The organism is Mesorhizobium sp. WSM1343, from assembly GCF_055901535.1.
This window is the reverse complement of record NZ_CM148370.1, coordinates 2,635,163-2,660,462: the sequence shown is the minus strand read 5'-3', so window position 1 is coordinate 2,660,462 and position 25,300 is coordinate 2,635,163. Positions and strand designations below refer to the sequence as shown.

General features: G+C 62.3%; 25 protein-coding genes. 12 read left to right on the top strand and 13 right to left on the bottom strand.

The genetic code is table 11. The features are described 5' to 3' along the window. Positions 1-91 precede the first annotated feature (91 nt). The 4 genes from AC0NIL_RS12795 to uxuA all read right to left on the bottom strand — a co-directional run bounded on the left by AC0NIL_RS12795 (position 92) and on the right by uxuA (position 5,315). Entirely contained in the window at positions 92-1,111 is a 1,020-nt protein-coding gene (locus tag AC0NIL_RS12795; protein ID WP_024502301.1) for an NADP-dependent oxidoreductase, read from the bottom strand. Positions 1,112-1,136: 25 nt separating this feature from the next. Beyond that, on the bottom strand, positions 1,137-2,459 hold the full coding sequence (locus AC0NIL_RS12790; RefSeq protein WP_063170108.1) for an LLM class flavin-dependent oxidoreductase: 1,323 nt from the start codon (positions 2,457-2,459) through the stop codon (positions 1,137-1,139). Between the two features lie 335 nt (positions 2,460-2,794). Next, entirely contained in the window at positions 2,795-3,814 is a 1,020-nt protein-coding gene (locus tag AC0NIL_RS12785; RefSeq protein ID WP_013530313.1) for an isopenicillin N synthase family dioxygenase, read from the bottom strand. A gap of 316 nt (positions 3,815-4,130) precedes the next feature. After that, positions 4,131-5,315 (bottom strand): mannonate dehydratase, encoded by a 1,185-nt coding sequence (gene uxuA / locus AC0NIL_RS12780; protein ID WP_063170107.1) that lies wholly within the window; start codon positions 5,313-5,315, stop codon positions 4,131-4,133. Between the two features lie 99 nt (positions 5,316-5,414). On the opposite strand from uxuA, the gene AC0NIL_RS12775 reads away from it, so the two are divergent. Then, positions 5,415-6,200, top strand: a complete 786-nt coding sequence (locus AC0NIL_RS12775) for an SDR family NAD(P)-dependent oxidoreductase (RefSeq protein ID WP_063170106.1) — start codon at positions 5,415-5,417, stop codon at positions 6,198-6,200. A gap of 107 nt (positions 6,201-6,307) precedes the next feature. Here AC0NIL_RS12775 and AC0NIL_RS12770 read toward each other — a convergent pair whose 3' ends face one another. Next, positions 6,308-7,114 (bottom strand): SDR family NAD(P)-dependent oxidoreductase, encoded by an 807-nt coding sequence (locus AC0NIL_RS12770; protein ID WP_024502294.1) that lies wholly within the window; start codon positions 7,112-7,114, stop codon positions 6,308-6,310. After that, positions 7,111-7,965, bottom strand: coding sequence for an NAD-dependent epimerase/dehydratase family protein (locus AC0NIL_RS12765; RefSeq protein WP_024502293.1), 855 nt, complete (start codon positions 7,963-7,965; stop codon positions 7,111-7,113). The genes AC0NIL_RS12770 and AC0NIL_RS12765 overlap by 4 nt, the downstream gene beginning before the upstream one ends. 232 nt (positions 7,966-8,197) lie before the next feature. Here AC0NIL_RS12765 and AC0NIL_RS12760 point away from each other — a divergent pair, with 232 nt between their 5' ends. The 3 genes from AC0NIL_RS12760 to AC0NIL_RS12750 are packed head-to-tail and all read left to right on the top strand — an operon-like array spanning position 8,198 to position 10,680. After that, a complete protein-coding gene (locus tag AC0NIL_RS12760) occupies positions 8,198-8,842 on the top strand; it encodes a cysteine hydrolase family protein (protein ID WP_024502292.1) in 645 nt (214 codons plus the stop codon). Between the two features lie 48 nt (positions 8,843-8,890). Next, positions 8,891-9,442, top strand: coding sequence for a MarR family winged helix-turn-helix transcriptional regulator (locus AC0NIL_RS12755; protein ID WP_024502291.1), 552 nt, complete (start codon positions 8,891-8,893; stop codon positions 9,440-9,442). A gap of 44 nt (positions 9,443-9,486) precedes the next feature. Then, the gene (locus tag AC0NIL_RS12750; protein ID WP_063170105.1) at positions 9,487-10,680 is read left to right on the top strand and encodes an amidohydrolase family protein; all 1,194 of its coding nucleotides are present in this window, start codon (positions 9,487-9,489) and stop codon (positions 10,678-10,680) included. 3 nt (positions 10,681-10,683) lie between these two features. Here AC0NIL_RS12750 and AC0NIL_RS12745 read toward each other — a convergent pair whose 3' ends face one another. Together AC0NIL_RS12745 and AC0NIL_RS12740 are read right to left on the bottom strand one after the other, a co-directional pair. Then, complete coding sequence (locus AC0NIL_RS12745; protein ID WP_063170104.1) at positions 10,684-11,268, bottom strand: amino acid synthesis family protein; 585 nt, start codon at positions 11,266-11,268, stop codon at positions 10,684-10,686. After that, positions 11,265-11,849, bottom strand: a complete 585-nt coding sequence (locus AC0NIL_RS12740; RefSeq protein ID WP_063170103.1) for an amino acid synthesis family protein — start codon at positions 11,847-11,849, stop codon at positions 11,265-11,267. Before AC0NIL_RS12740 ends, AC0NIL_RS12745 begins: the two co-directional genes overlap by 4 nt. Positions 11,850-12,102: 253 nt before the next feature. Between AC0NIL_RS12740 and AC0NIL_RS12735 the strand changes: the two genes are divergently transcribed. From AC0NIL_RS12735 to AC0NIL_RS12710, 6 genes are all read left to right on the top strand, one after another. Further along, positions 12,103-13,107: a BMP family lipoprotein gene (locus tag AC0NIL_RS12735; protein ID WP_013530296.1), complete on the top strand. Its 1,005-nt coding sequence runs from the start codon at positions 12,103-12,105 to the stop codon at positions 13,105-13,107. Positions 13,108-13,195: 88 nt separating this feature from the next. Beyond that, complete coding sequence (locus AC0NIL_RS12730) at positions 13,196-14,773, top strand: ABC transporter ATP-binding protein (RefSeq protein ID WP_063170102.1); 1,578 nt, start codon at positions 13,196-13,198, stop codon at positions 14,771-14,773. Further along, a complete protein-coding gene (locus AC0NIL_RS12725; RefSeq protein ID WP_082826652.1) occupies positions 14,770-15,810 on the top strand; it encodes an ABC transporter permease in 1,041 nt (346 codons plus the stop codon). The genes AC0NIL_RS12730 and AC0NIL_RS12725 overlap by 4 nt, the downstream gene beginning before the upstream one ends. Beyond that, complete coding sequence (locus AC0NIL_RS12720; protein ID WP_013530293.1) at positions 15,798-16,784, top strand: ABC transporter permease; 987 nt, start codon at positions 15,798-15,800, stop codon at positions 16,782-16,784. Before AC0NIL_RS12725 ends, AC0NIL_RS12720 begins: the two co-directional genes overlap by 13 nt. 11 nt (positions 16,785-16,795) lie before the next feature. Beyond that, positions 16,796-17,809 carry a nucleoside hydrolase gene (locus AC0NIL_RS12715; protein WP_082826727.1) on the top strand — a complete coding sequence of 338 codons (1,014 nt, stop codon included), beginning with the start codon at positions 16,796-16,798 and terminating at the stop codon, positions 17,807-17,809. Positions 17,810-17,817: 8 nt separating this feature from the next. After that, entirely contained in the window at positions 17,818-18,753 is a 936-nt protein-coding gene (locus tag AC0NIL_RS12710) for a nucleoside hydrolase (RefSeq protein ID WP_013530291.1), read from the top strand. A gap of 187 nt (positions 18,754-18,940) precedes the next feature. On the opposite strand, the gene AC0NIL_RS12705 is transcribed toward AC0NIL_RS12710, so the two are convergent. From AC0NIL_RS12705 to AC0NIL_RS12685, 5 genes are read right to left on the bottom strand one after another with little or no spacing between them, the layout of a single operon-like run. Beyond that, positions 18,941-19,480, bottom strand: a complete 540-nt coding sequence (locus tag AC0NIL_RS12705) for a prepilin peptidase (protein ID WP_473572380.1) — start codon at positions 19,478-19,480, stop codon at positions 18,941-18,943. A gap of 1 nt (position 19,481) precedes the next feature. Further along, on the bottom strand, positions 19,482-20,024 hold the full coding sequence (locus tag AC0NIL_RS12700; protein ID WP_064994625.1) for a tetratricopeptide repeat protein: 543 nt from the start codon (positions 20,022-20,024) through the stop codon (positions 19,482-19,484). A 51-nt stretch (positions 20,025-20,075) separates the two neighbouring features. Next, complete coding sequence (locus tag AC0NIL_RS12695; protein WP_473572381.1) at positions 20,076-21,026, bottom strand: type II secretion system F family protein; 951 nt, start codon at positions 21,024-21,026, stop codon at positions 20,076-20,078. An 18-nt stretch (positions 21,027-21,044) separates the two neighbouring features. Then, complete coding sequence (locus tag AC0NIL_RS12690) at positions 21,045-22,016, bottom strand: type II secretion system F family protein (RefSeq protein ID WP_473572383.1); 972 nt, start codon at positions 22,014-22,016, stop codon at positions 21,045-21,047. Beyond that, positions 22,016-23,404, bottom strand: coding sequence for a CpaF family protein (locus AC0NIL_RS12685; protein ID WP_473572385.1), 1,389 nt, complete (start codon positions 23,402-23,404; stop codon positions 22,016-22,018). The genes AC0NIL_RS12690 and AC0NIL_RS12685 overlap by 1 nt, the downstream gene beginning before the upstream one ends. A 529-nt stretch (positions 23,405-23,933) precedes the next feature. Between AC0NIL_RS12685 and AC0NIL_RS12680 the strand changes: the two genes are divergently transcribed. Together AC0NIL_RS12680 and cpaB are read left to right on the top strand one after the other, a co-directional pair. Beyond that, entirely contained in the window at positions 23,934-24,146 is a 213-nt protein-coding gene (locus AC0NIL_RS12680; protein WP_473572387.1) for a Flp family type IVb pilin, read from the top strand. Between the two features lie 89 nt (positions 24,147-24,235). Then, entirely contained in the window at positions 24,236-25,258 is a 1,023-nt protein-coding gene (gene cpaB / locus AC0NIL_RS12675; protein ID WP_473572389.1) for a Flp pilus assembly protein CpaB, read from the top strand. The last annotated feature ends 42 nt before the right edge of the window (positions 25,259-25,300 follow it).

Genomic DNA, 25,300 nt, shown 5'->3' with positions numbered 1-25,300 from the left:
CGGCTGATCGGCGGCTGCTGGCAATCACGCCCCGCGGCCACGGCTGCGGCAGAAATTACCCAAGCAGCCCCGCCTGATCGTTGCGCGGCATTTATTCCGCGATACGCACGATCAGCTTGCCGAAATTCTTGCCATCGAGAAGGCCGAGAAAGGCCTGTGGTGCATTTTCGATGCCATCGACGATATCTTCCCTGTAGCGGACGCGGCCGGACGATATCCATTCGGCCATCTCACGATAGAAGGCCGGGCGCTGGTCGACAAATTCACGCTGGATAAACCCCCTGATCGTCAGGCTGCGGTGCAGCACTTGCTGCATCAATACCGGCAAGCGGTCGACGCCGGCATCCGCGATGACGTTGTACTGCGCGATCAGCCCGCAGACCGGCACACGCGCAAATTCGTTCAGCAGCGGAAACACCGCGTCCCAGACAGGACCACCGACATTCTCGAAATAGATGTCGATGCCACCGGGGCAGGCTGCCTTCAACTGCTCGGCAAAATCATCGGCACGGTGATCGACGACCGCATCGAAGCCGAGTTCGTCTCGCACGAAGGCGCACTTGTCGGCACCGCCGGCAATGCCGACGGCACGCGCGCCCTTGATGCGCGCGATCTGGCCAACGGCCGACCCGACCGCGCCGCTGGCGGCCGCCACGACGACCGTCTCGCCAGGCTTCGGCTGCCCGATGGTGAGCAGACCGGCATAGGCCGTGAAGCCCGGCATGCCGAGCACGCCAAGCGCCGTCGTGATGGGTGCCGCAGCGGGATCCAGCTTGCGCAGCCCCACACCGTCGGACAAGGCAAAACTCTGCCAGCCGGAATGGGACAACACGATATCCCCTTCGGTAAATTCCGGGTGGCGAGAGATCACGACGCGCGCAACGGTACCGCCTTCCATCACGCCGTCGACATCGACGGGCCTGGCATAGGATTTCGTAGCGTTCATGCGCCCGCGCATATAGGGATCGAGCGACAGATAGAGGATCTGCAGCAGCAGTTCGCCCTCTCCCGGCTGGACGACATCAACCGTCTCGATGCGGAAATCATCCGGCTTTGGCCGGCCTTGTGGCCGCGCCGCGAGCACGATGCGGGTGTTGGACTGGATCGACATCGAAAATCTCCCTGCGAAGAAGGCTCTACTCGAAAAACCGGTTGGGCGGACGCTTCAGGCCGAGATTCTCGCGCAGTGTCGACCCTTCATATTGCCGCCTGAAGATCCCTCGCCTTTGCAATTCCGGCACCACCTTCTCGGCAAAATCATCGAGCCCGGCGGGCAGGTATGGAAACATGATGTTGAACCCGTCGGAACCCTCGCCGATCAGCCATTCCTCCATCTCGTCGGCGATTGTTTCAGGCGTGCCGACAAAAGCAAGGCCGGAATAGCCGCCCAGCCTTTGCGCAAGCTGCCTGACGGTCAGGTTCTCCTCGCGTGCCAGTTCGATGACGCGCTCGCGGCCACTCTTCGAGGCATTGGTCTCGGGGATTTCGGGCAAGGGCGCGTCGGGATCAAAACCGGACGCGTCATGTCCGATGGCGATCGACAGCGAGGCGATGCCGCTCTCGTAGTAGACGAGACTGTCGAGCTTCGCCCGCTTGGCCTGCGCGTCCTCGACGCTGTCACCGACAACGACAAAGGCGCCGGGCAGGATCTTGATGTCGTCACGCGACCGGCCAAGCCTTTCCGCACGGCCTTTGACGTCGGCGAAGAAGCGCTGCCCCGCCGCGAGATCGGCATGGGCGGCGAAAATGACCTCCGCTGTCTCCGCCGCCAGTTGGCGTCCTGCCTCCGAGGCGCCGGCCTGCACGATGACCGGCCAGCCCTGGATTGGCCGCGCGATGTTGAGTGGGCCGCGCACCGAGAGATGCTCACCCTTATGGTCGAGCACATGCAGCCTGGCCGGGTCGAAATAGAACCCGCTTTCGGCGTCGCGGATGAAGGCATCGTCGGCAAAGCTGTCCCACAGGCCGGTGACGACATCGTAGAATTCCCGGGCCCGCCGGTAGCGCTCGTCATGCTCGACATGCTCGTCGAGGCCGAAATTGAGCGCCGCATCCGGATTGGACGTGGTGACGATGTTCCAGCCGGCGCGTCCGCCGCTGATATGGTCGAGCGAGGCGAAGCGGCGGGCAACATGATAGGGCGCGTCGAACGTCGTCGATGCGGTGGCGACCAGCCCGATATGGTCGGTGACGGCGGCGAGCGCCGACAAAAGCGTGAACGGCTCGAACGAGGTGACCGTGTGGCTGCGCCGCAGCGCCTCGATCGGCATGTTGAGAACGGCCAGATGGTCGGCCATGAAGAAGGCGTCGAACTTCGCCGCCTCCAAGGTCTGGGCGAAGCGCTTCAGATGCGCGAAATTGAAATTGGCGTCGGCATAGGCGCCCGGATAGCGCCAGGCGCCGGTATGCAGGCTGACGGGGCGCATGAAGGCGCCGAGGTGCAATTGTTTTTGTGTCATGAAAGTCGTTTCGACCGATCGATACAGTCGAGCACTAGCGCTCGAATCCTAAACTCAGGATCGGACGGTCCGCGCAACTCGGGAAGATATCCTGTTCCTCCACACCGGCCTTTTGCAGCATAGGTTTTGCGCTGTCCGGGACCAGGACAAAAAATGGCCGGGCTCGAATGCGGCCCGGCCAAAAGAAGGTTTGAACCTTCAGAGGGGAACACCGTCCAGCGGAATGGGAGGAAACCGCTAAACGATTTTACCTTTTTGCGCCTATCTCGAAGCCTTGGCGACGAATGGCATTCCAAAAAACATATGAAACGGCAAAAATTCGTGCAGAGCTGAGTTCACGAACCCGCCGCTCCGGCCTGGAGAAGATCGGCATAGTGGCGGCGTGCCACGTCGGGATGTGAACGCAGTCGGCTTTTGAGCACATTGGTGCCGACATCGCGGAACAACGGATTGTCCGGATCGCTTGCCGGCCCGCGCGCTTCGGCCGCCAATTCCTCGGGCAGGGTCAGAAGCGGTATGGTCGCGTCCAGCCGCGCACTGAAGAAGAAGGGAACGGAGATCCGCTCGACGCCGGCAGGCGGCGTCACGACGCGGTGAACGGTGGCACGCAAATACCCATTCGATGCCAGTTCGAGCAGTTCGCCAATGTTGACGACCAGCGTTCCAGGGAGCGGATCCACATTCACCCAGCTTCCGTCATATTCGACCTGCAGGCCCTTGTTGTCGTCCTGCAGCAGCAGGGTGAGGAAACCGCCATCCTTGTGCGCGCCGACGCCCTGGTCGCCTTCGGTCGCGTCACGGCCGGGATAACGGACGATCTTCATGCGATGGTTGGGCGAGTCCCGATAGATCGCGTCGAAGGCGTCCTCGGGCTGATCGAGCGATAGTGCGAAGGCTTTCAGCAGCCGAATGGCCACCGCGGTCGCCTTGGCCTGCCATGCAAGCAGTGCCGGCTTGAGCTCCGGCAGTGCAGACGGCCACTGGTTCGGCCCCTGCAGCCGTGTCCACGGTGCAATTCCAGGTCCCTGCGCTATGGGCTGGCGCTCGACGCCGATGTCGAGTTGCTCACGCCAGTCGGCCGCGCCCTTGGTCAGTTCGCCGCCGGCGCGGGTGTAGCCGCGAAACTGCTGGGATTTGACCATTTCGATGGCCAGCTTGTCGGCCTCCGGCAACGCGAAGAACCGTCGCGAGGCATCGAGCACGTCGTCGATCTCCGGGGCGGAAATTCCGTGGCCGCTGAGATAGAAGAAGCCAACGTCCCGGGCTGCCGTACGCAGGTCCAGGAGAAAGGTACGATACTCGGACGCACCTTGTTCGAGGCGGCTCAGGTCAAGCACCGGCACAATTCTGGGCATGTTCAGCTTCCTTCTTTTCTCTGCCCTGGCTTAGGAGAAGTAGAAGCGACCACCGGCAAGAGCTTCGAGCATGAATGCATCTCAAAGTGACACGCAAGGCGTGCCGATCAAAGCAACAGGAAGTCCAATCCGGGCCGGATGGAAGAACGTCAGCGCTGCATATTATGACCTGTCGGCAAATAATTTCCCGACAAGTGCTTTACCCGCCATGCCTCTCGTGGACCGCACTTTCCAGTGCGACAGCGTATAAGTCGCAGCGGAAGCGCAATCGCGCGTGATCGTCTGTAAATCCCGCCAGCCGACCGGCAAGACGGCTTCAAGCCAGCTCGAACCGCTCGATGGCGCGCATGATGCCGCGCAGCTCGGCGAGGCCCTTCAGCCGGCCGATCAGCGAATAGCCGGGGTTGATCCTGGTCTTGCCGATGTCGTCGGCAAGCAGATGGCCATGGTCTGGTCGCATCGGAATGCGCCAGTCGGCACGGCCTTCCCTGCGACGGCGCGCCTCTTCCTGCATCAGAGCGAGGATAACATGCGCCATGTCGGTGCCGCCTTCGAGATGCTCGGCTTCGTAGAACGAGCCGTCATCCTCGATGGTGATGTTGCGGAGGTGGACAAAGTGGATGCGGTCGGCGAATTCCTTGACCATGGCGACGATGTCATTGTCGGCGCGCGTGCCATAAGAGCCGGTGCAGAACGTCAGGCCGTTGGCGGGGCTGTCGACGGCGTTAAGGATGAAACGCGCATCCTCGGCTGTCGAAACGATGCGTGGCAAGCCATAGAGCGAGAAGGGCGGGTCGTCGGGATGGATGCACATGCGCACCCCCTCCTCTTCGGCCACCGGAATGATCTCGCGCAGGAACCAGGCAAGGTTTTGGCGCAGCTCCTTTGGTCCGATCGCATCGTAGTCCGCCAGGGCCTCGCGAAAACTGTCCCTGTCATAGCTGCGCTCGGTCGCCGGCAGGCCGGCGATCAGGTTGCGTTCGATCCTGTCGATCGCTTCGCTGCTCAATTCCTTCAGCCGCGCTTCCGCTTCGGCGATACGGGCAGCGGTATAGCCGGCTTCGGCATTGACGCGCTTCAGCACGAACAGGTCGTAGGCTGCGAAATCGATGGCGTCGAAACGCAGCGCATAGCCCGTCGTCGGCAGCCGATAGGCGAGATCCGTGCGGGTCCAGTCGACCACCGGCATGAAATTGTAGCAGACCGTCGCAATGCCGGCCTTGGCGAGCGCGCGGATTGAGTCGCGATAGTAGCCGGCGTAGCGCTCGCGTTCCGGCGCGCCGACCTTGAAGGAGTTGTGGACCGGAATGCTCTCGACCACCGACCATGTCAGGCCGGCGGCCTCGATGACACGCTTGCGCTCCAGAATGCTCTCGAGCGGCCAGGCGCGCCCGTCATAGATATCGTGCAAGGCGCTCACCACGCCGGTCGCACCGGCCTGCCTGACATGATCGAGCGTTACCGGGTCGTTTGGTCCATACCAGCGCCAGCACTGTTCCATTGCCGCTTCCTTCTGCGAGAGGATGGCAACCTATTGTTGGACCACAATGGGTGTCAAACTAGGAACCGGTTTCGGACAGCGAATGAAGGAGTTTTCCCAATGAAGGATTTCGACGGCAAGGTTGCCTTGGTGACGGGGACGACCGGGATTGGCCTCGCAACCGCCAGACGCCTCGCTGCAGGGGGCGCTGCGATCATCGCCTGCGGCATCGACCGCGCGGCCAACGCTCTACTGAAAGCGGAGCTGGAAAGCTCCGCAGCCGGGGCGCTGGTCATAGGCGCCGACGTCTCCGTGCCCGATCAGGTTCGCGACGCGGTCGCGGCCGGCGTGGAGCGGTTCGGCGGCCTCGATATCGTCGTCAATTCGGCGGCGGTGCATCCGTACGGAACCGCCGTCAGCACCGATTTCGAGACCTGGAACAAGGCGATGGCGGTCAATGTCGGGTCGATCTATCTGACCGCGCATTTCGGCATCCCGGAAATGGTCCGCAGGGGCGGCGGCGCCATCGTCAACGTCGCTTCGGTGCAGGGCTTTGCCTGCCAGCAAAACGTCGCCGCCTATGCCACCACCAAGGGCGCCATCCACACGCTGACGCGTGCCCTGGCCCTGGACCATGCGCGCTCCGGCATCCGCGTCAATTCCGTCAGCCCCGGCTCGATCCGCACCCCGATCCTGGAGAAGGCCGCCCGCGGCGAGAACGGCACGGACGCCGATGTCGAGGCCGCCTACAAGCGCTTCGGCGAAGCGCACCCCATCGGGCGCATCGGCGAGCCGGAGGAGGTGGCCGAACTTATCGCTTTCCTGTGTTCGTCGAAGGCCGGCTTCTGCACTGGCGCGGACTACAAGATCGATGGCGGCCTGACCGCCGGCATCGGCGTGAAGTAGATCGCGAATGGGGCCTGGCCTTTAGCGGGAGCGGCCGGCATCCGACAATTGGTTTGCCGAATTCTTGCAGATCAATGCTCAAGCAAATCGAGCAGCGAAATTGAGCTTTAGCGAAATTTCGGAAACGCACCGCCATCAGGGGCGTTGGCCCAGCTCTGCAAGGTCTGGCCGCCGTCGATCAGCCAATCCACGCCCGTGACGTGCCTCGCCTCGTCCGAGGCCAGGAAAGCCACGGCGGCCGCGACATCGTCCGGCTGGCCGATGCGGCGCAATGGAATGCGGTCGGCGAAATGCTGGACGCTGCTCTTGAATTCGCCGTCACCGGAAGCCGGCACGCCAAGCGTCGTCTCGATCACGCCGGGGCAAATGGCATTGACGCGTATGCCGTAGGGCGCAGCATCGAGCGCCGCAACCCGCGTCAGGCCGACCACGCCGTGTTTGGAAGCGACATAGCCGGCACCGCCCGAAAGGACGTCCCAACCGGCCATGGATGAGCCCATGTTGACGATCGAGCCACCGGTCCCCGCCTTGATCATCGCCCGAAGCGATGCCTGCAGGACGAGGAAGATACCGCGCAGATTGATACGGATGGTCGTATCCCAGTCCTCGACCGGCAGGTCGTGAACGGGAGCGACGACGCCGGAAATGCCGGCATTGTTGAACACCACGTCGAGGCCGCCGAACGTCTCGACGGTCGCCTCGACGGCGCGCCGCACATCCGCTTCATCGGTGACGTCGGCTTCGATGGCAATGGCGTTTTCACCCAGTGAGCGAGCCAGTTGCTGCGCCGCCGCGCCATTGCGATCGACAATGGCGACGCGCGCGCCTTCGTCAAGGAAACGCCGCACCGCCGCGCCGCCGATCGCGCCGGCGCCGCCAGTGACAAGGATCTTCTTCTGGTCGAATCGTTTCATCCCCCGGTCTCCGGCTTTGGATAGGAACGCCATGAATATTGTGGTTCGAAGCCGATCGTTTCGCGCGCATGGACCGTGTCGAGCACGGCGCCAAAGCCGGCGATCGGCCGCGATAGAGCGACATCGGGATAGACCCGGCGCACGAGCGCTTCGGTTTCCTCTTCCATGAAGGTGTCGGCGGCGCTGAGCAGGACGCGCAGATGGCCGTCGCCTTGCCATTCAAGCGCCCGCAGGAACCCCTGCCCGGCGTCGCGCGCGTCGAGATAGGCCCACAGGTCGCGGGCACTGTCGGCCGTGGCGCGGCGCGGCCCGACGCCCTCGAAAAATGAACCCGGCGTCTGGATCCACGGCATGCGGATACTGACCGCCGAAAAGGCGCCGCGGCGCACCGCCGCGTCGACGATTTCCTCGCCCAGCCATTTCGACAGGCCGTACGGGTCCTGCGCGCCGACCGGGTGGTCCAGGTCGACCGGCAGATAGGGCGGTCGCACAGGTTTTTCGAAAAAGGGATAGCCGAAGACGCTGAAGGATGAGGCATAGATGAAGCGCCTGGCGCCGGCCATGGCGGCTGCCTCGACCACATTGTAGGCGGTCGCGATGTTGGTCTTGAACACCTCGCCGCCGGCCCGGCCGGTCGGCCGCGGAATGGCCGCGACATGCACAACGGCATCGCAATCGCGCACCAGCTGCAGTGTCGATCCCAGATCGGTCAAATCGGCGGTTGCGTGGCGCCATGCGACCTCACCCGGCACCACGGCATCGACACCAAGCACATCGTGGCCGGCCGCAACCAGAGCCTCGGCCACATGGCGGCCAAGCAGGCCGCTGGCTCCGGTGACGATGGTTTTCATATCTCGGCCTCGGCTCCGCAATTCAGCGGCTTGAATATCATTGATGGTCATACAAATCGAGCACATGCCTGACAAGCGTTGTCAAGGCCATTTCGCGATGGGCAAATAGCGCATACGCTTGTCGGAGCGCGGTGCGCAAGGCCGACCAGCACGCTTTGCGTCGAACGGGATTGACTTGGCATCCACTAGGGTTTTTTGTATGAGCATCAACGATCGGTCAAAGGAGCTCGCCATGTCCGTGGACAGTTTTTCCTCACATCGGCACGATGATGCGGTGCGCCTCGATCCACGCCGTGCGGCCATTATCGTCATCGATATGGTCAATGAGTTCTGCAAGCCCGGCGGGGCCATGGTCCTGCCTGGGTACGAGACGCTGGTCGCGCCGCAACTGGCCGTGATCGAGGCTGCGCGCGCCGCCGGCGTGCCGGTGATCTGGGTCCATGACAGCCACCGACCGGGCATGCGACGAGAGCGCGAATGGCTGAAGCGCACACCGCATTGCCTGGATGGAAGCTGGGGGCCGGAGATCATCGAGGATCTCGGCGCCCGCGATGATGAGATCCATGTCATCAAGCGGCGCTACTCGGCCTTCTTTCAAACCGACCTGGACCTGACGCTGAAAGACATGCAGGTCGATCAGTTGGTCATTTTCGGCGTGGTCACCAACATCTGCGTGCGCTCGACCGTCCATGATGCCTTTTTCCAGGGCTATGAGGTGGTGGTGCCAAGCGATTGCTGCGCGGCAACGGGACCACGCGAGCAGGAAAGCTCGCTCTACGACATAGCGACCCATTTCGGCGTGGTCAGCGATTCGGCTGATGTCGTCGCAGCCCTCCGCGACGGGACGTCGCTTCAACCAGCGGAGGTCGCGGCTTGAGCTTTTCCAAACCGGCGACATCCGAGACAGCGGCGATAGGAGTCCGGTGTGACGACTGAAAAGAAACCGCAATCCGAAAAAGGCGCGACCTCGAAAACGCCGAGCGGCGATGCACCCCCGAGCCGCGAGCAAGTGCTGCAGCAATACGCCGAGACCGGCTATGAACTGGACCGTCACCCGGCGCACGTCATCCGCCGGGCGCATCAGCGCGCGACACTGCGCTTCCAGCAGGTCATGGCCGGCGAAGACCTTTCGCCAACGCAATTCGCGGCGCTCGCCACGATCCTCAAGCATGGCGAAGTCTCGCAGAACCATCTCGGCCGGCTGACGGCGATGGACCCGTCGACCATCAGCATCGTCATGCGCAAACTGCTCAAACACGGGCTGATCACGCGCAGCGCCTCCGAAACCGACCAACGCCTGACGATGATCGCGCTGACCAGCAAAGGGACCGACTATACGCTGGAACGGCTCGAACGCAGCGTCGAGGTCGGGCGGCGGTTCCTGTCGCCGCTCTCCCCGGCTGAGCAGGCGACGCTGCTTCGCCTGCTCCAGCGCATCAATGACGACGACCCAACGAATGGCGACGGCGGCAAATAAGCCGCGTCCAGTCCTTTTTTCCATAACAGCAAAAGTGAGAACCGATGTCGTCCGACCTCCAGTCGTCTGCCAACACGCTCGTCGTCCGCAATATCGGTCTCATGCTGAGCGGCGATCTCGCACAACCGATCATCGACGCCGACACCATCGTCGTGAGCGATGGACGCATATCAGGCATTGGCAAGGCAGGCGACATTGATGGCGGCAGCGCGGCGACGATCATCGATGCGATGGGCTGTGCGGTCGCGCCGGGTCTTATCGACAACCACGCCCATCCGGTGGCCGGCGACTGGACGCCCCGGCAGAACCAGATCGGCTGGATGGATTCGACCGTGCATGGCGGCGTCACCACCATGATCTCGGCGGGGGAAGTCCACACGCCGGGCCGACCGCGCGATCTTGTCGGGCTGAAGGCGTTGGCGATCGCGGCGCAGCGCACCTTCTCCAACTTCCGTCCGAACGGCATGAAGATCCTGGCCGGGGCACCGATCCTGGAACCCGGCCTTACCGAGGAAGACTTCCGCAGTCTCGCCGAGGCCGGCGTGACGCTTGTCGGCGAGGTCGGGCTTGGCGGCGTCAAGGATGGGCCGACCGGCCGGAAGATGATCGCCTGGGCGCGCAAATACGGCATGACCTCGATGACCCACACAGGCGGCCCGTCGCTGCCCGGCTCCGGCCGCATCGGCGCGGATGTCGTGCTGGAGGTCGACGCCGACATCGTCGCCCACGTCAATGGCGGGCCAACCGCCCTGCCCGAGGCGGAAATACGGCAGATCTGCGAGAAGGGTTCGAGGGCGCTTGAAATCGTCCATAACGGCAATCTGCGCACCGGACTGTTCGTGCTCGACCTGGCAAGGCAGCGCGGCGAACTTTCGCGCGTCATCCTCGGCACCGACAGCCCGGCCGGATCCGGCGTCCAGCCGCTCGGCATCCTGCGGACCCTGACCATGCTGGCTTCGCTTGGTGGTATCGCGCCGGAAGTGGCGTTCTGTTTTGCCAGCGGCAACACGGTGCGCGTGCGCGGACTGGATGATCGCGGCATCATCGAGGTGGGGCGCGCCGCCGACCTGATCTTCATGGATCAAGCGATCGGCGGTGCCGGCGACGGGCTGCTCGACAGCGTGGCGCTCGGCAATCTTCCAGGCATTGGCATGGTCGTGATCGACGGCGAGGTGCGGACAGGCCGGAGCAGAAATACGCCTCCGGCGATGCGGGTGCCGGAAGTCCTGGCGGCCTGACGGTCAGCCGACGCCGTCAATGCCGACAATCTTGTCCTTGGTCAGCCCGCCGACGCGCGGGTGCGGCCTGCCGGAATCGGTGACGGCGATAGCGACGACGATCTCGTCGGCACGCGGTGCGTCGGGAACACGAACCTCCATGCCGTCGAAATGGCTGCGCACCCGCGCCGCGTCCTTGTGGCCGAGCGGAATATCGAGCGGCACGCCGAGGCCGCCGCGCTTCTTCGATGAGGGAATGAGCGCGGCGCCCTTGCCGAGCACGTCGCGGAACGGGGCGCCGAGCTTTGGATGAAGGATGGCGGCGGCATGTTCGAGCTCGCCATCGGCGCCGACGGCGGCCGCCTTGCCGAAGCTCTCGACCCGGTTGCCGGCAATGCCCAGAGCAGCGACGGCGCGCCTGGGCAAGATATCTCCCAACGCTTCGCCGATGGCGCTGAGTGCCGACAGATCCTCGACGTAGGTACCCGCATAGGGGTTGCGGATGACCGCAATGGCTGCGGCACGCCGCGTCGGCGGATCGACGGGCCGCCCGCCTTCGATCCGGGTTTCCTCGACGATGGTGATGATACGGCGGATTTCCGGGCTCATCGCAGTCCGTCCTCACCCTTGATGTCGGCGGCGGCAAGGCCGCCGACCCGTGCATGAACGCGTGCGCCGGTGGTCATCGCCAGGATGACCGCCATTTCATCGCTGCGCGGCGCATCGGCAATGCCGATCTCGATTGCATCGAAATGGCTGCGCACATAGGAGGCGTTTATGTGCGTGATCGGGATGTCGATGCGCGTTCCGGGGCCGCCGACTTTCTTGGTCGAAGGCACGATCGCCTTGGCATTGCCGAGCAGTTCGCGCATCGCGTAGCCGCCCGGATTGTGCCAGAGCGCGCCATGTTCAAGCTCGCCGGCGGCGCCGACTATGGCACCCTTGCCATAACCTTCGATGGCCTGGCCGCCCTCACCAATGGAGTCGATCAGGCGCCGAGCCATATCGAGACCGAGCGGCTTCAGGTCTTCCATGAAGCCGGTGATCTCTTCGACATAGCGTCCGGCAAAAGGGTTGGCGATGAGCGCGACGATCGCGCCTCGCTTGAGCGGACGTGCCGCGTGGGGTCCGCCCTCATGGAATATCTCTTCGATCTGAACCAGAAATTTCCTGACCACCACAGCCGGCATTGTTCTCTTCCTTCATCCCGTCGTTCATAAAACTCGTTAGAGTATCAACAATTATGCCTATCGACATTTGTCAAGCACAGACGTCGAGCAAGCGGGCGAAGGGCCAAGAAAACTGCATCGGATGACGATTGACAGCCTGTTAAGCCGCTCCTAAACTCATATGACCATCAACGAACTCGCCGTTGTCCCGGCGATGTGTGGGGGATGGTCAAAGCGTGGCTTCAAAAGCTGAAAAAAGCTGAAGGGGAATGACATGAAAAGGGCGCTCAAGAGTTTATTTCTGGCCGGCACGATGCTTGCCATTTCGTTCGGACCGGCCGCCGCACAGGCCAAGGTTTCCGTGGCCGCGATCTCGGGATATTTCGCACAGGGTTTTGGCGTTTCGATCGTCAACGGCCTCAACAAGGCCAAGACCGATTTCGGCATCGACCTCAAGCTGGTCGACACCGGCAATCGCGCGCTCGACTACCAGCAGCAGTTCGAGAATCTCGCCAAGGGCAAGCAATACGACCTCATCTTCGTGATGGGCTGGGAGTTGGTGGACTCGCTGCAAAAGGTCAGCGCCGAATATCCCGACCAGCGCTTCGTGTTCATCGATGGCGTCCTCGACAACCCCAAGATGATCTACGCCAATTTCGCCGAGGAGCAGGGATCCTTCGTCGCCGGCGCGCTTGCTGGCATGATCGAAGCTAAGGGCACCGCCTTCGACAAGATCGGCGACGGCAAGGCCATCGGCTTTGTCGGCGGCCGCGATATCCCGGTGATCCGCAACTTCCTGGGCGGCTACGAGCAAGGCGCCAAATATGCCGCGCCCGACGTCAAGGTGAACTCCGTCTTCGCCGGAACCTTCGACGACCCGGCCAAGGGAAGCGAACTTGCCCAGGCGCTTTACGGCCAAGGCTCCGACATTGTCTACAACGTCGCCGGCCCGACGGGTGAAGGCGTGATGCAGGCAAGTGCCGCGGTCGACAAATATTCGATCGGCGTCGACATCGACATGTGCGGCTCGGCCCCCGGAAATGTGCTCGCCAGCATGCTGAAGCGCGGCGACATCGCCGTCTATACGCTGATCAAGGACGAGGTCGAGGGCCGCAAGATCACCGCCGGCACCCGCACTTTCGACCTCGCCTCGGGCGGTGTCGAGGTCAAGGTCTGCGATGACATCGCCGCCAAGATCCCGGCAGAGATGACCGCCAAGCTCGACGAGATCAAAAAGGGCATCGTCGACGGCAAGATCGTGATCGCCAAGGCGAAATAAGCCAACACCAGCGCCTCCCTCCCAAGAAAGCGCTAGACTGATCCGCCGCGGCTTGCCGCGGCGGATCAGTGTCCAATCTGCGAGAGCCATGTTGTCGAACACGCCGGGGTCGCCGACCCTCCACAGCAATGCCGCGATGGCCGTCGAGTTGACCGGCATCACCAAGCGTTTTGGCGCATTCGTGGCCAATGACGGCATCGACCTTGCGGTCCGCCGCGGCGAGATCCACGCCATCATCGGCGAGAACGGTGCCGGCAAGACGACGCTGATGAACATCCTGTTCGGCCTCTTGCAGCCGGACGAAGGCTCGATCCGGCTGAACGGTGAAGAGATCGTGATCGCCGATCCGTCCGTCGCGATAAAGGCCGGCCTCGGCATGGTTCACCAGCATTTCAAGCTGGTTCCCTCGCTCTCGGTTGCCGACAACGTCTTTCTCGGCATGGAAATCCGTCGCCATGGACTTATCGACCACGCTGCGCAGGTGGCGCGAACGCGCGACCTGTCGAAGCGCTTCGGCCTGCAGGTCGATCCGACCGAGCGCGTCGGGCTGCTCTCGGTCGGCATAGAGCAACGCATCGAAATCCTGAAGGTCCTGGTGCGCGGCGCGCGCACCATCATCCTCGACGAACCGACCGCGGTGCTGACGCCGCAGGAAAGCCGCGAACTGTTCCAGACGCTGCGCAGCTTCGTGGCCGAGGGCATGACGGTGATCTTCATTTCGCATCACCTGGAAGAGGTGATGGAAGTGTCCGACACGGTGACGGTGCTGCGCAACGGCAGGAAGGTGGCGACCCGGCCGACGGCCGAGCTCAGCAAGGACCAGTTGGTGCACATGATGGTCGGCCGCGAGGTCAGCTTCGACCGCCGGCCGCGCGCTTCGCTGCACGGCGACGTAGTGCTCGAAGTGAAGGATCTGTGGGCGCGCGACGATCGCCTGCTGCCGGCCCTTCGCGATGCCAGTTTCACGGTCCGCTCCGGCGAGGTGGTGGGGATCGCGGGTGTGGCCGGCAATGGACAGACGGAGCTGGCGGAAGTGCTTTCGGGCCTGCGGCCGGCAAGCCATGGCGGGGCCTGGCTGAAGGGCCAGAATCTCACCGATCTCTCGCCCGCCGCGATCCGCCAGGCAGGCCTCGCCCATGTTCCAGGCGACCGCATGGTACGCGGGGTCGATCGCAACGCTTCGATAGCGGCCAACACCCTGATGGGCCGCCAGCATCGTGCACCATGGAGTCGTGGCGGCATGCTCAACTGGAATGCCATAAATCAAAACGCCGAAACGCTGATCAAGAGCTTCGATATTCGCGCGCGCGGACCGAGCGATGCGGTCAAGCGGCTTTCGGGCGGAAACATCCAGAAGGTCGTTCTGGCACGCGAATTCACCAATGGCGCCGATTTCCTGCTGATCGACCAGCCGACGCGCGGCGTCGACATCGGCGCCCAGGAGGCCATTCATGACGAGATCATGCGCCAGCGCGCCGCCGGCCGCGCGATCCTGCTGATTTCCGTGCAACTCGACGAACTGGCCGCCCTTGCCGACCGCATCCTGGTGATGTTCAACGGGCGGATCATGGGCGAGGTCTCTGGCGATGACGCCGACGAGGAGCGCATCGGCATGATGATGGCAGGCGTGGCCGCACCGGAATTCGCCGCGGAGACCGCATCATGAAAGACCATTTGCATGCCGTTTCCGGCCAGGTCATCGCCATCGGCGTGGCACTGCTGATGGGCGCGATCATCATCCTCATGGTCGGCGAAAGCCCGGTGCGTGTGTTCATGACACTGTTGCGCGGCGCCTTCGGCGATCAGGAGAAGATTGCCGGGACCTTGCTGCAGACGACGCCGATCCTGATCTGCGGTGTCGCTGCCTGCATCGGCTTGCGCGGCGGCATGTTCAACGTCGGCATCGAGGGCCAGCTGTTCCTCGGCGGCTTCGCCGCCGCCTGGGTCGGCTTTGCCATGCCCCTGCCCGCGGGCATCCACACGCTGGCAGCACTGGCGCTGGCGATCGTGGCAGGCGCGGCCTGGGTCGCCATCCCCGCCTATTTCCGCGCCCGCTACAACACCAACGAGGTCGTCTCGACGATCCTGTCGAACTACGTCGCGGTGCTGCTCACATCCTATTTCACCATCTTCCTGTTCAAGCGGCCGGGCGGCTGGTCGGAGACGCCGCCGATCCTGGCGACATCCTATCTGCCGGAGATCTTCACTTTTTCGCGGTTGAACTGGGGCCTGGTCATTGGCCTGGTGCTGGCGGTCGGCGCGGCCCTTGTCTTCCGCTACACCAGATGGGGTTACGGCGTCACGATGGTCGGCTCGGCGCCGAAATTCGCCGAATATGGCGGCGTCAACGTGAAACGGCAGGGCTTCCTGGTCCTGCTGCTTTCGGGGGCCGTCGGCGGGCTGGCCGGCGGCGTCGAGACGCTCGGCGTCCACCACCGCTTCATGGAAGGATTTGCTCCCGGTTTCGGCTTCGACGGGCTGATCGCCGCCCTGCTCGCCAATGGCTCGCCGGTCGCCACCATCTTCACCGCACTGTTCTTCGGCGCCCTGCGCAACGGATCGCTGCTGCTTGAGGTCGATACCAGCGCGTCGCGCGAAATCATCACCGTGATCCAGGCGCTGATCATCCTCAGCGTGTCGGCCCAGGTGCTGGTGAGAAAGCGCGGCGACAGCCAGGCAGGGGAGCGGCGATGGAAATTCTAGACAAGCTCATCAACGTCGCGCTGATCGCGGCGACGCTTCGCACCACCGCGCCCATCCTTCTGGTCGCGCTTGGCGGCTCGTTCACCACCAAGGCCGGCATCTTCAACATCGGCCTCGAGGGGCAGATGCTGGTCGGCGCCTTCTTCGCCGTCCTTGGTTCGATCTGGACCGGTTCCGCACTGGCGGGCGTCGCCTGCGGCGTTGCGGCGGCGCTCGTCTTCGCCCTGGTTTTTGCTGTCCTGGTGGTGAGCTTCAAGGCCAATGAAGTTGTCGTCGGGCTGGCGCTCAACATCCTGGCCGGCGGCATGACGATCTCGCTGATGAAAGCGATCTTCGGCACGCGCGGTTCGATCGTCGGTCATGGCATCGTCGGCCTGCCGAAAGTCCAGCTGCCCGGCGCCCGCGACCTTCTCGGCTCCTGGGCGCCGCTGATCTCCGGCTTCACGCCGCTCGTCTATGCCGCCTTCATCGCCGTGCCGCTGCTGGTCGTCTGCTACAACAGGACGCGGCTCGGCCTCTATATCCGCGTCGTCGGCGAAAAGCCGGAAGCCGCCGAGGCGCTTGGCATCTCGATCACCCGCGTCCGCTACATCGCATCCCTGCTGTGCGGATTGCTGGCGGGCCTCGCCGGCGCGCATCTGTCCCTCGGCTACATCACCATGTTCACCGAAAACATGTCGTCGGGCCGTGGTTTCATGGCGGTGGCGATCCTGATCTTTTCCAACGGCGATCCGCTGAAGGTGCTGGCCGGCTGCCTGCTGTTCGGCTTCGCCGATGCCTTTTCGTTGCGCCTGCAGACGTTTGGCTATCCGTCCTACCTGGTTCTCACCGTCCCCTATGTCGTTGCGCTGATCGCATTGTTCGCGCTGTCCTACCGGGCGCGTCCAAGGATCATCGCGGAGACGCTGGAATCGATGCGGAAACTGCTGTCGGTAGACAGGAACACCGAACCCGGCGGCAAAAATCCCCAGTGAAGGAAGCCTTTATGGAACGCATAATCCTCGACGTGGATTCAGCCGGCGACGATATTCTCGCCGTGCTGTTTGCAGCGGTCAATCCCAAACTCCGGCTCGAGGGCGTGACCACCGTGACCGGTGCGGCCGGCCCGATCGAACAGGTCACCAACGTCGTCCTCAACACGCTGACGCTCGCCGGGCGTGACGATATCCCGGTTCACGCCGGCGCGTGGCGGCCGATCGTCGGCAACGCCAAGGCCGACATGGAGGCGCCGGTGCATTTCGAAAAACGGCTTGTCGCCCGCTTCGGCGATCGCCTGAAGAAGTTCAACCCGCCGGCGCCGACGCCGGTGCGGCAGGCCACGTCGGGACATGCGGTCGATTTCATCATCGAGACGGTCATGGCCAATCCGGGCGAGATCACGCTGGTGACGACCGGCCCGCTGACCAACGCGGCGATGGCGCTGTTGCAGGAGCCGCGATTGACCGGTGCACTCAAGCGGCTGATCGTGCTCGGTGGCAATTTCCAGACGCCGGGCAACATCACACCCCTGTCGGAATACAACATCTGGGCCGATCCGGAGGCTTCGCGCATCGTGCTCAACGCCGATGTCGAGAAGATCCTCGTCCCCCTCGACATCTGCGAGGACAACCGCGTCGCCGACTCGATGCTGACGCGCGACGACATCGCCGACATGCAGGCCGTCGCCAAGGACAATCCCGTCCTTGAGATGATCGCCGACAGCTTCCCGATCTACATCGACATCTGGCGCGAATTCTTCGACCTCGTCGGGTTCCCGATGGATGACGTGATCACCGTGGCGCTGGCTTTCGATCCCGGCCTGGCGACGATGACCGAGCCGCTGTTCGCCGACGTCGTGCTCGACGGCAGGCTGGCGCGCGGCCAGACCGTCGCCTATCGCGGCCGGCAATTGCTGCCCGGCGGCGGGCCCAAGACCACCCGCATCTGCACCGGCCTGGACGGCCGGCGTTTCCTCGACGGCTTCAAGAAAACCATAGCGCGCTACGAGCGGGCGGCGTGAAAGACGACATGATGACCAAGCCAACTCCTATCCTGTTCGACTGCGACCCCGGCCACGACGACGCCATCGCGCTGGTCATGGCGCATCGCTCGCCGGCCATCGAACTCATCGGCGTCACCACGACCTGCGGCAATGCGGAAGTCGAGAAGACGACCGCCAATGCCTTGCGCATCCTGGAGTATATCGGCGCCGGCGACGTGCCTGTCGCGCAGGGCTGTCACCGCCCGCTGGCGCGCCCGCTGGTGCTCGGCACCGCCGATGGCCCGAGCGGGCTCGAGGGCTCGCCCTACCTGCCGCAGGCGACGATCAAGCCGGTTGACCAGCATGCCGTCGATTTCCTGGCCGACAGGCTGCGCGCCGCGCCCGAACCGATCCTGGTCGTCGCCACCGGCCCGCTCAGCAATATCGGCCTGATGATCCTCAAGCACCGCGACGTGCTGCCCAAGATCAAGGAACTGATCTGGATGGGCGGCGTGTTCTATCGCAAGAGCGAGATCATCACGCCGACCGAGTTCAACGCGTTCTGCGACCCCGAAGCGCTGAAGATCGTTCTGGACAGCGGCGTGCCGATCCTGATGGTCGGCCTCGATGTCACCATGCAGGTGCTGATCGAGGCGCCGCAATATGCCGAACTCGCCACCATCGACACGCCGCTCGGCCGGCTCGTCAACGACTGGCTGCTGTTCTACGAGAAGCTGCACCGCAACTCGATGGGCGTCGGCGGCGCCATGCACGATCCGCTGGCGCTGGCGCTGGCCATCGACCCGACATTGGTGCGCACGCGCCCTGCCCATATCGGCGTCGACCTGTCCGGCACCTACGCCTTCGGCGCGACCATCGCCGATTACTGGGGCGAGCGCGGTGAAAAGGACAATGCCCGCATCGCCCATGAAGTCGACGCGGACCGCTTCTTCAAGCTGATGTTCGATCTGCTGCGGGACTGAACGGAGCGCAAGCTGCGCCTGGCAGCGCTTCACGATAGGAATTTTTTCTTGACTCGCTGCACTCAGCTATGGTACATTTTTGCCTATGGTGCAGATTTGCGCCGTGACCCGCCGCACAGGCGGGTTTTTCGTTTGATGCTCCGTCAAATCTCCCGCGAGACAAATTCGGCCGCGTGAGATGTCAGGGTCAGTTGAGCTGGTTGAGGATTCCAGAGCTGCTCGCGACCATCAAACTCCTGTAGATCAGGAACGCCAGCGTACAGATCGCGGCGAGCGAGATCGGCACGCCGAATGGCACCACGCCCTTGCGGTCCAGATGCTGGACGACAAGCCGAAAAGCGCCCGCCGGCAGCATGAGCGGGTTTTTCACGATCGCCGCTGTGGCCAAGGCGAAAACCAGAAGCAGCACCGAGAACACCGCGAGAGAGCCGCCGCTGATCAGGAATGGCACGACTGCCAGCAGCTTGACGTCGCCGGCGCCGATCTTGCGCAAGGCCCAGAAGGGGAAGAGCGCGACGAACAGCAGAAGTCCGGCGAGAGCGCTCAGCCCCATGTCCCACCACGAGCCGGACTGGAGCGACAGCAGCAGCAAGCCCCCGGCCCCCAGGCAGAGCAGCAGCAGCACGTCGCGATTGGAAATCTTCTGCGTCTTGAAATCGAGCCAGCCAATCCTTGCCAGCAGAGGGATGGCGAGCACCTTCAGCAGCAGCGCTTCGATGAGCAGCATGCTAGCGCTCGACGTTCTGCACGCTTGACGACAAAAGCTTCAGATTGTTGGCGACGGTCGGGTCGTTGGGCGCCAGCTCGTAAGCCTTGAGGAAGTTCGAGCGCGCATCCTGCAGCTTGCCGCGCAGCAGGTAGGAATAGCCGACATTGTTGTAATATTCGGGCGTTGCGCCGACCAGCTTGAAGGCCCTGGCATAGGCCTTGTCGGACAGGTCGAAACGGTGGATCCGGTCGGTGCAGGCGGCCAGCCCCATCCAGGCGTTGCCATCATTGGGCGCCAGTTGCGTCGCCTTGAAGAACAGCGCGCCGGCATTGCCATAATTCTCGGCACGGAACTGGTTCTTGGCTTCGGCGACAGCCTGGTCCGAGGCATAGTACTCGACGTCGCTGACCGTCTTCAGCCCGTCGAAAGCATCGCCAAAAGACGTCACGTCGCCCTTCGACGGCTCGTTGGTGCGAACGACACCATCGGTTGTGTCCGCCGTCTGGCAACCGGCAAGCACCGCCATGAGCAGACAGGCCGCGGCCGCGATAACCCTCTTCATAACGTGTCCCCTGGGGCCCCGACTCACATTAGGACCAAATCATATACCAAACTAGAAGAAAATGCCCTTCATGCGAATGATGACCGGCAACATGATGACCATCATCACGACCGGGAAGATGCAGAGGCCCAACGGAATCATCATCTTCACCGGGAGCGCATTGGCGCGCTCCTCGGCACTCAGAATTCTCTGACTGCGCATTTCGGCGCTATAAACACGCAAGGCATCGGTAAGGCTGGTGCCGAGTTCTTCCGATTGCCGGAACAGCACGGCCAGTGCCCGCGCCTCGTCAAGCCCGATGCGATCGGCGAGTTCACGTAGCGCTTCCCGCAACGGTTTGCCGGCGCGCAGTTGCAAATTCATGATCGACAGCTGTATTCCCAGCCATTTGTGGGTGGCAGCCATTTCATGACTGACACGTTCGACCGCCGCCTCCAGGCTCATACCGGCATCGGCGCAAGTGATCATCATATCCATGAAGTCGGGAAAGGCACGGCGATAGATTCGTTTCTGACCGTTCTCGAAGCGATCGAGCATTATGCTCGGAATCACCATGCAGGCCAGACCAAACAGAGCAGAGCCAGCAAAGGTTATGAAACTGGGCAGTTGTGGTGGAAGTATCCGAGACAAAAGTGCGTAGATGACCAAAAAGCCAAGGCAGACCGCGACCAGACGGGACAGCGTATAAACCAGTGGTGCGCTTGATTTATAAAAGCCGGCGCGAAAGAGCTTCGCCTCCAAAGCATTTGGTTCGTCGCGTTCCTTCTCGATCGACTTGAAATATGCGTCGACCGGCCGCTGCGCCGCTACCTTGGCAAGCACGTCTTGTCCAAGCATGGACCGGCGGTCTGTAATTCCCTCCCCTATCAAGCTCCGCGCGACAAGCTTTCGTGTTTGCAGAGCCGGCAAGAAGACAAGGGCACCGAACAGGAAAAAGGACGCCGCCGCCGCAAATACGACGATAGACACCAAGAAGCCAATATCCTGAATATTTGAAAACAAGTTTATTCTTCGCTCCTGTCAGAAATCGAAATTCACCATTCGATACATGATAAAATCTCCTAGCAAAGCCAGCATCCCGAATAATGTAAAGATCGGGAATATTAGTTGGTCGTGCCAAACACCCCCATAATAAGATGGAGAAATTATTTGAAGGATCACGAACATAACGAGGGGGAACAGTGATATGACCCAGGCCGACATGCGCCCCTCGGCGGAAAGCGCCCGGATTTTCATCCGAAGCTTCTGCCTTTCGCGAAGTACAGAGGACAGGTTGGACAAAATTTCAGTCAAATTACCGCCGGTCTTGGCCTGGATCGACAGCGACACCGACAGCAGTTGAAGGCCCTCGAAGCCGACACGCTGCGAAAGCTTTCGCACGGCCTGCTCAATGCTGAGACCGAAGGTGATCTCATCGGAGACGATGCCGAACTCCGTCCCGAGCGGATCCGGCATCTCGCGCGCGACCAGACCGATCGCGACCGAAGCCGGGTGTCCGGCGCGCAACGAACGGACGATCATGTCGAGCGCATCCGGCAGCTGTTTGGCAAACTTCTGGATTCGTTTGTTGCGCGCACGCCGGAGGACGAGAAGCGGCAAGACCAGCCCTACGATCAGAAAGACAATGAACGATGCCAAGGTGGAGACATTGAAAAGGAACGCCAGCAGCAACGCTATTGCCAGCCCCGCAAGCAGGAACGTTGCGGCGAAGGTCAGCGGATTCCCGGTGATACCGGACTGGGTATAGAGCCTGTTCAGCCAGACCATTCCGAAAAGAAAGTCGCCGGAGTCCGTTAGGCCGCGCTCTCGCAGCAAACCCTGTAGCGTTTGTTCGGCAGGCACATCCCCGGCGAGCCGTTTCAGCCGGCGATTGACTGCCAGAGACCGGGAGCGGCGACCGGCAAAGGAAAGATAAAGGGCTTCTCCGGCGAGAATGACCGAGGCCGCTGCTAGCACATAAATGAAGTACAGGAGAGCTTGACCGGTCGGCATCAGAGGGCAACCTGCGGGTTGAAGGCGTCCTTGGCGAAATGATGGCCAAGCGTCGCGGCCTCCGGAGCGAAACGCGGACGGACACCGGTTGCGCGAAAATCTCCGATGACCTTGCCCTCGGCTGTGACCTCACGGCGGACGAAATGATAGATCTCCTGGAGCTGCACCACATTACCCTCCATGCCGGTCAGTTCCGATATGGAGGTGACGCGCCTGCCGCCGTCAGAGAGACGCTGTGTTTGCACGATAATATCGATGGCGGAGGCAATCTGCGCCCGGATCGAATCATGCGTCATCGGCATACCGGCCATGCCGACCATCTGCTCCAGCCGCGAGATCGCATCGCGCGGCGTGTTGGCATGGATTGTGGTCATCGAGCCTTCATGGCCGGTATTCATCGCCTGCAGCATGTCGAAGGCTTCCTCGCCGCGCACCTCGCCGACGATGATGCGGTCCGGCCGCATGCGCAACGCGTTCTTCAGCAATTCACGCTGGCGCACCTCGCCCCGACCCTCGACATTGGGCGGACGGGTCTCCAGCCGGCCGACATGCGGCTGCTGCAATTGCAGTTCCGCCGCATCCTCGATGGTGATCAGCCGCTCCTTCGAGGGGATGTAGCTCGACAGCGCATTCAGTAAGGTGGTCTTGCCGCTGCCGGTGCCGCCGGAAACCAGGATCGATTTGCGCGCCTGGACCGCGATCCGCAGCAGTTCGATCATCGGCGGACGGATCGAATTGAATGCCATCAAACGTTCGAGCGAATAGGGATTCTTTGAGAATTTGCGGATCGACACCAGCGGGCCGTCGACCGAGACAGGCCGCACCGCGATGTTGACGCGAGAGCCGTCTGCCAGCCGTGCGTCCACCATGGGCGACGATTCATCGACACGCCGGCCGATGGCCGAAACGATCTTGTTGATGACGCGCAGCAGATGCGCCTCGTCCCGAAACCGGATTGGCGTCTCTTCGACGATGCCCCGCCGCTCGATGAAAACGCGCTTATGGGTGTTGATGAGAATGTCCGTAATGGAATCATCCTTGAGCAGCGGTTCAATCGGCCCGAGACCCAGCATCTCGTCGGCGGTATCGCTGGTGAGTTGATCGAGTTCGCGCGCATTCAGCGGGACCGCACGAGCGCGAACGAACTCGCGCACGATCGGACGGATCTCATTCAGAATCTCATCCTTAGAAGCACTTTCAAGTGCGGTCAGGTTGAACCGGTCGATCAAATGGCGATGCAACTCGACCTTGATCGTCAGGAAATCGTCACCATGCGATTGAATATCAGCGGCTGGCAGAAGAGCCGGAGCAACAGGCTGCACCGCCAGCGCCTCGACCTTGATCACCGCCTGCTGTTCGCTTGGCCCCTTGATGAACCGCCCCAGCATAATTGCTTATACTCCCCTCGGACACGCATTAGCGGAAACTAAACGTTAACCAACGAGCGCACAAGCGCCTGGATGCCCTGCGCATAGCCATTACTTTCGGCATAGTTAAGATCACAGGCCACAAATCCCTCGGTTATTTGATACGAAAGGCATGTAGGGTTCTCCAAATTTGTCTGCGGCTCTCGGGCTCATCCGACCGCACCGCCAAAATGGCCAAAAAATCCCCTAAACCATTAGATATAAAGGAATATGCATTATAGCTAATGCTTTCTTGGTTTCGCCACATGAGCGGCCAAATTGTGAACGAATGGTTAAGGATGTCCGAAAAATGAAAAGAATCAATCCCTTGGTAAGATTTGACTTTGCAATCTTCTTACCGAATCACGTATATGAAAGTTAAGGAACCCTTAATGTCGTTTGACTCTGCGTTTTCTCGGGACCTAGGATCGAGATGACGGGGGATGCTTGGGTATGGATTTCATCCTTTGCTCTGTCTCGTCGGGTTCAACCTCCAAAGGGAGAAATTGACATGAAGAAGCTCATGACGATGACCCGGCAGTTCCGCGACGATGAAAACGGCGCTGCCATGGTCGAATATTCCATTCTGATCGGTATCATTGCGGTCGCCGCGATTGGTTTCATCATCGGCATTGGCGGATGGGTAACGGGCCGTTTCACCGGTCTTTGCACGGCGATGCAGGCTAGCGGCGTCGGCACCTGCGCTACTGGCGTCGGTACCTGATCGATATTTCCCAGGCCCGGAATTGACCTTCCGGGCCTGGGTTCAAATCGCCGCGGGCGAATTCCCGCGTCTGCTGGGGCTTGGGGTTCATGCGCGCCAACACACTGATCATGATCGTGCTCGCCGGCGTGTTCGGCGTTCTCGCGGTCGTACTTGTCAACGTATGGCTCGCTGGTCAGCGAAGCGCCATTGCGCAAACGGGCGCCATCCAGAGCAGCACCGTCGTCGTTGCGGCAATGCCGCTGAAGTTCGGCGATGCGCTGAGCGCGGATAAATTACGCGAAGTCGCATGGCCTGCGGGTGCGGTTCCGGCCGGGGCGTTCAAGACAACGAAAGACCTGTTAGCCGGTGACGGCGCCAAGCAGGCACTGCAAGCGATCGGCGTCAATGAGCCGATTCTTGCTACCAAGATTACCGGCCCCGGCCAACGCGCCACGCTTTCGGCGGTGCTTGGCGAAGGCATGAAAGCCGTTTCCATCAGGGTGAATGACGTGCTCGGCGTCGCCGGCTTCGTTTTCCCGGGCGATCGAGTCGATATTCTACTCACCCGCACGGCGCGCGGCGATGATGGCACGGACAAGAGTTTCGTCGACGTGCTGCTGCAGAGCATAAAGGTGCTGGCCATCGACCAGGTGGCCGACGAAAGCAAGGACAGCCCGACGGTAGTGAAGTCCGTGACGCTGGAGGCCAGCACCAGGGATGCGCAGAAGCTGACATTGGCGGCAGGTGCCGGCCAATTGTCGCTGGCGCTGCGCCAGGCCGCCGCCAACAAAGGCGAGACGACAGAACGGGTGACACTTTCCGACCTGACCGGCGAAACGCCGGCAGACGTCGCCGCTAGGCAGGCGGAGCTCGACAAGAAGGCAGCGGCGGAAGCGGAGGCTGCGGCCGAGCGCAAGCGCGCCGAGGACCGAATTGCCGGATTGACACAGGCCGTGGAGCGGGTGGGAAGCCGTCTCGACGAACTGGGCCGGGCCAAACCGGTTCCTGTCGCGGCACCGGCGACCAAGGAAGTGGTCAAATACGTGCAGCCGGAGCCGCCGGCACGCGCCACGATCGGCGTGTTCCGAGGTGTGAAGCTCGAGACATATGACGTACCGCGACAACAATAGCTGAGTGCGGCGAAACGGATGCTGTCACCGGCAGCGAGTGGG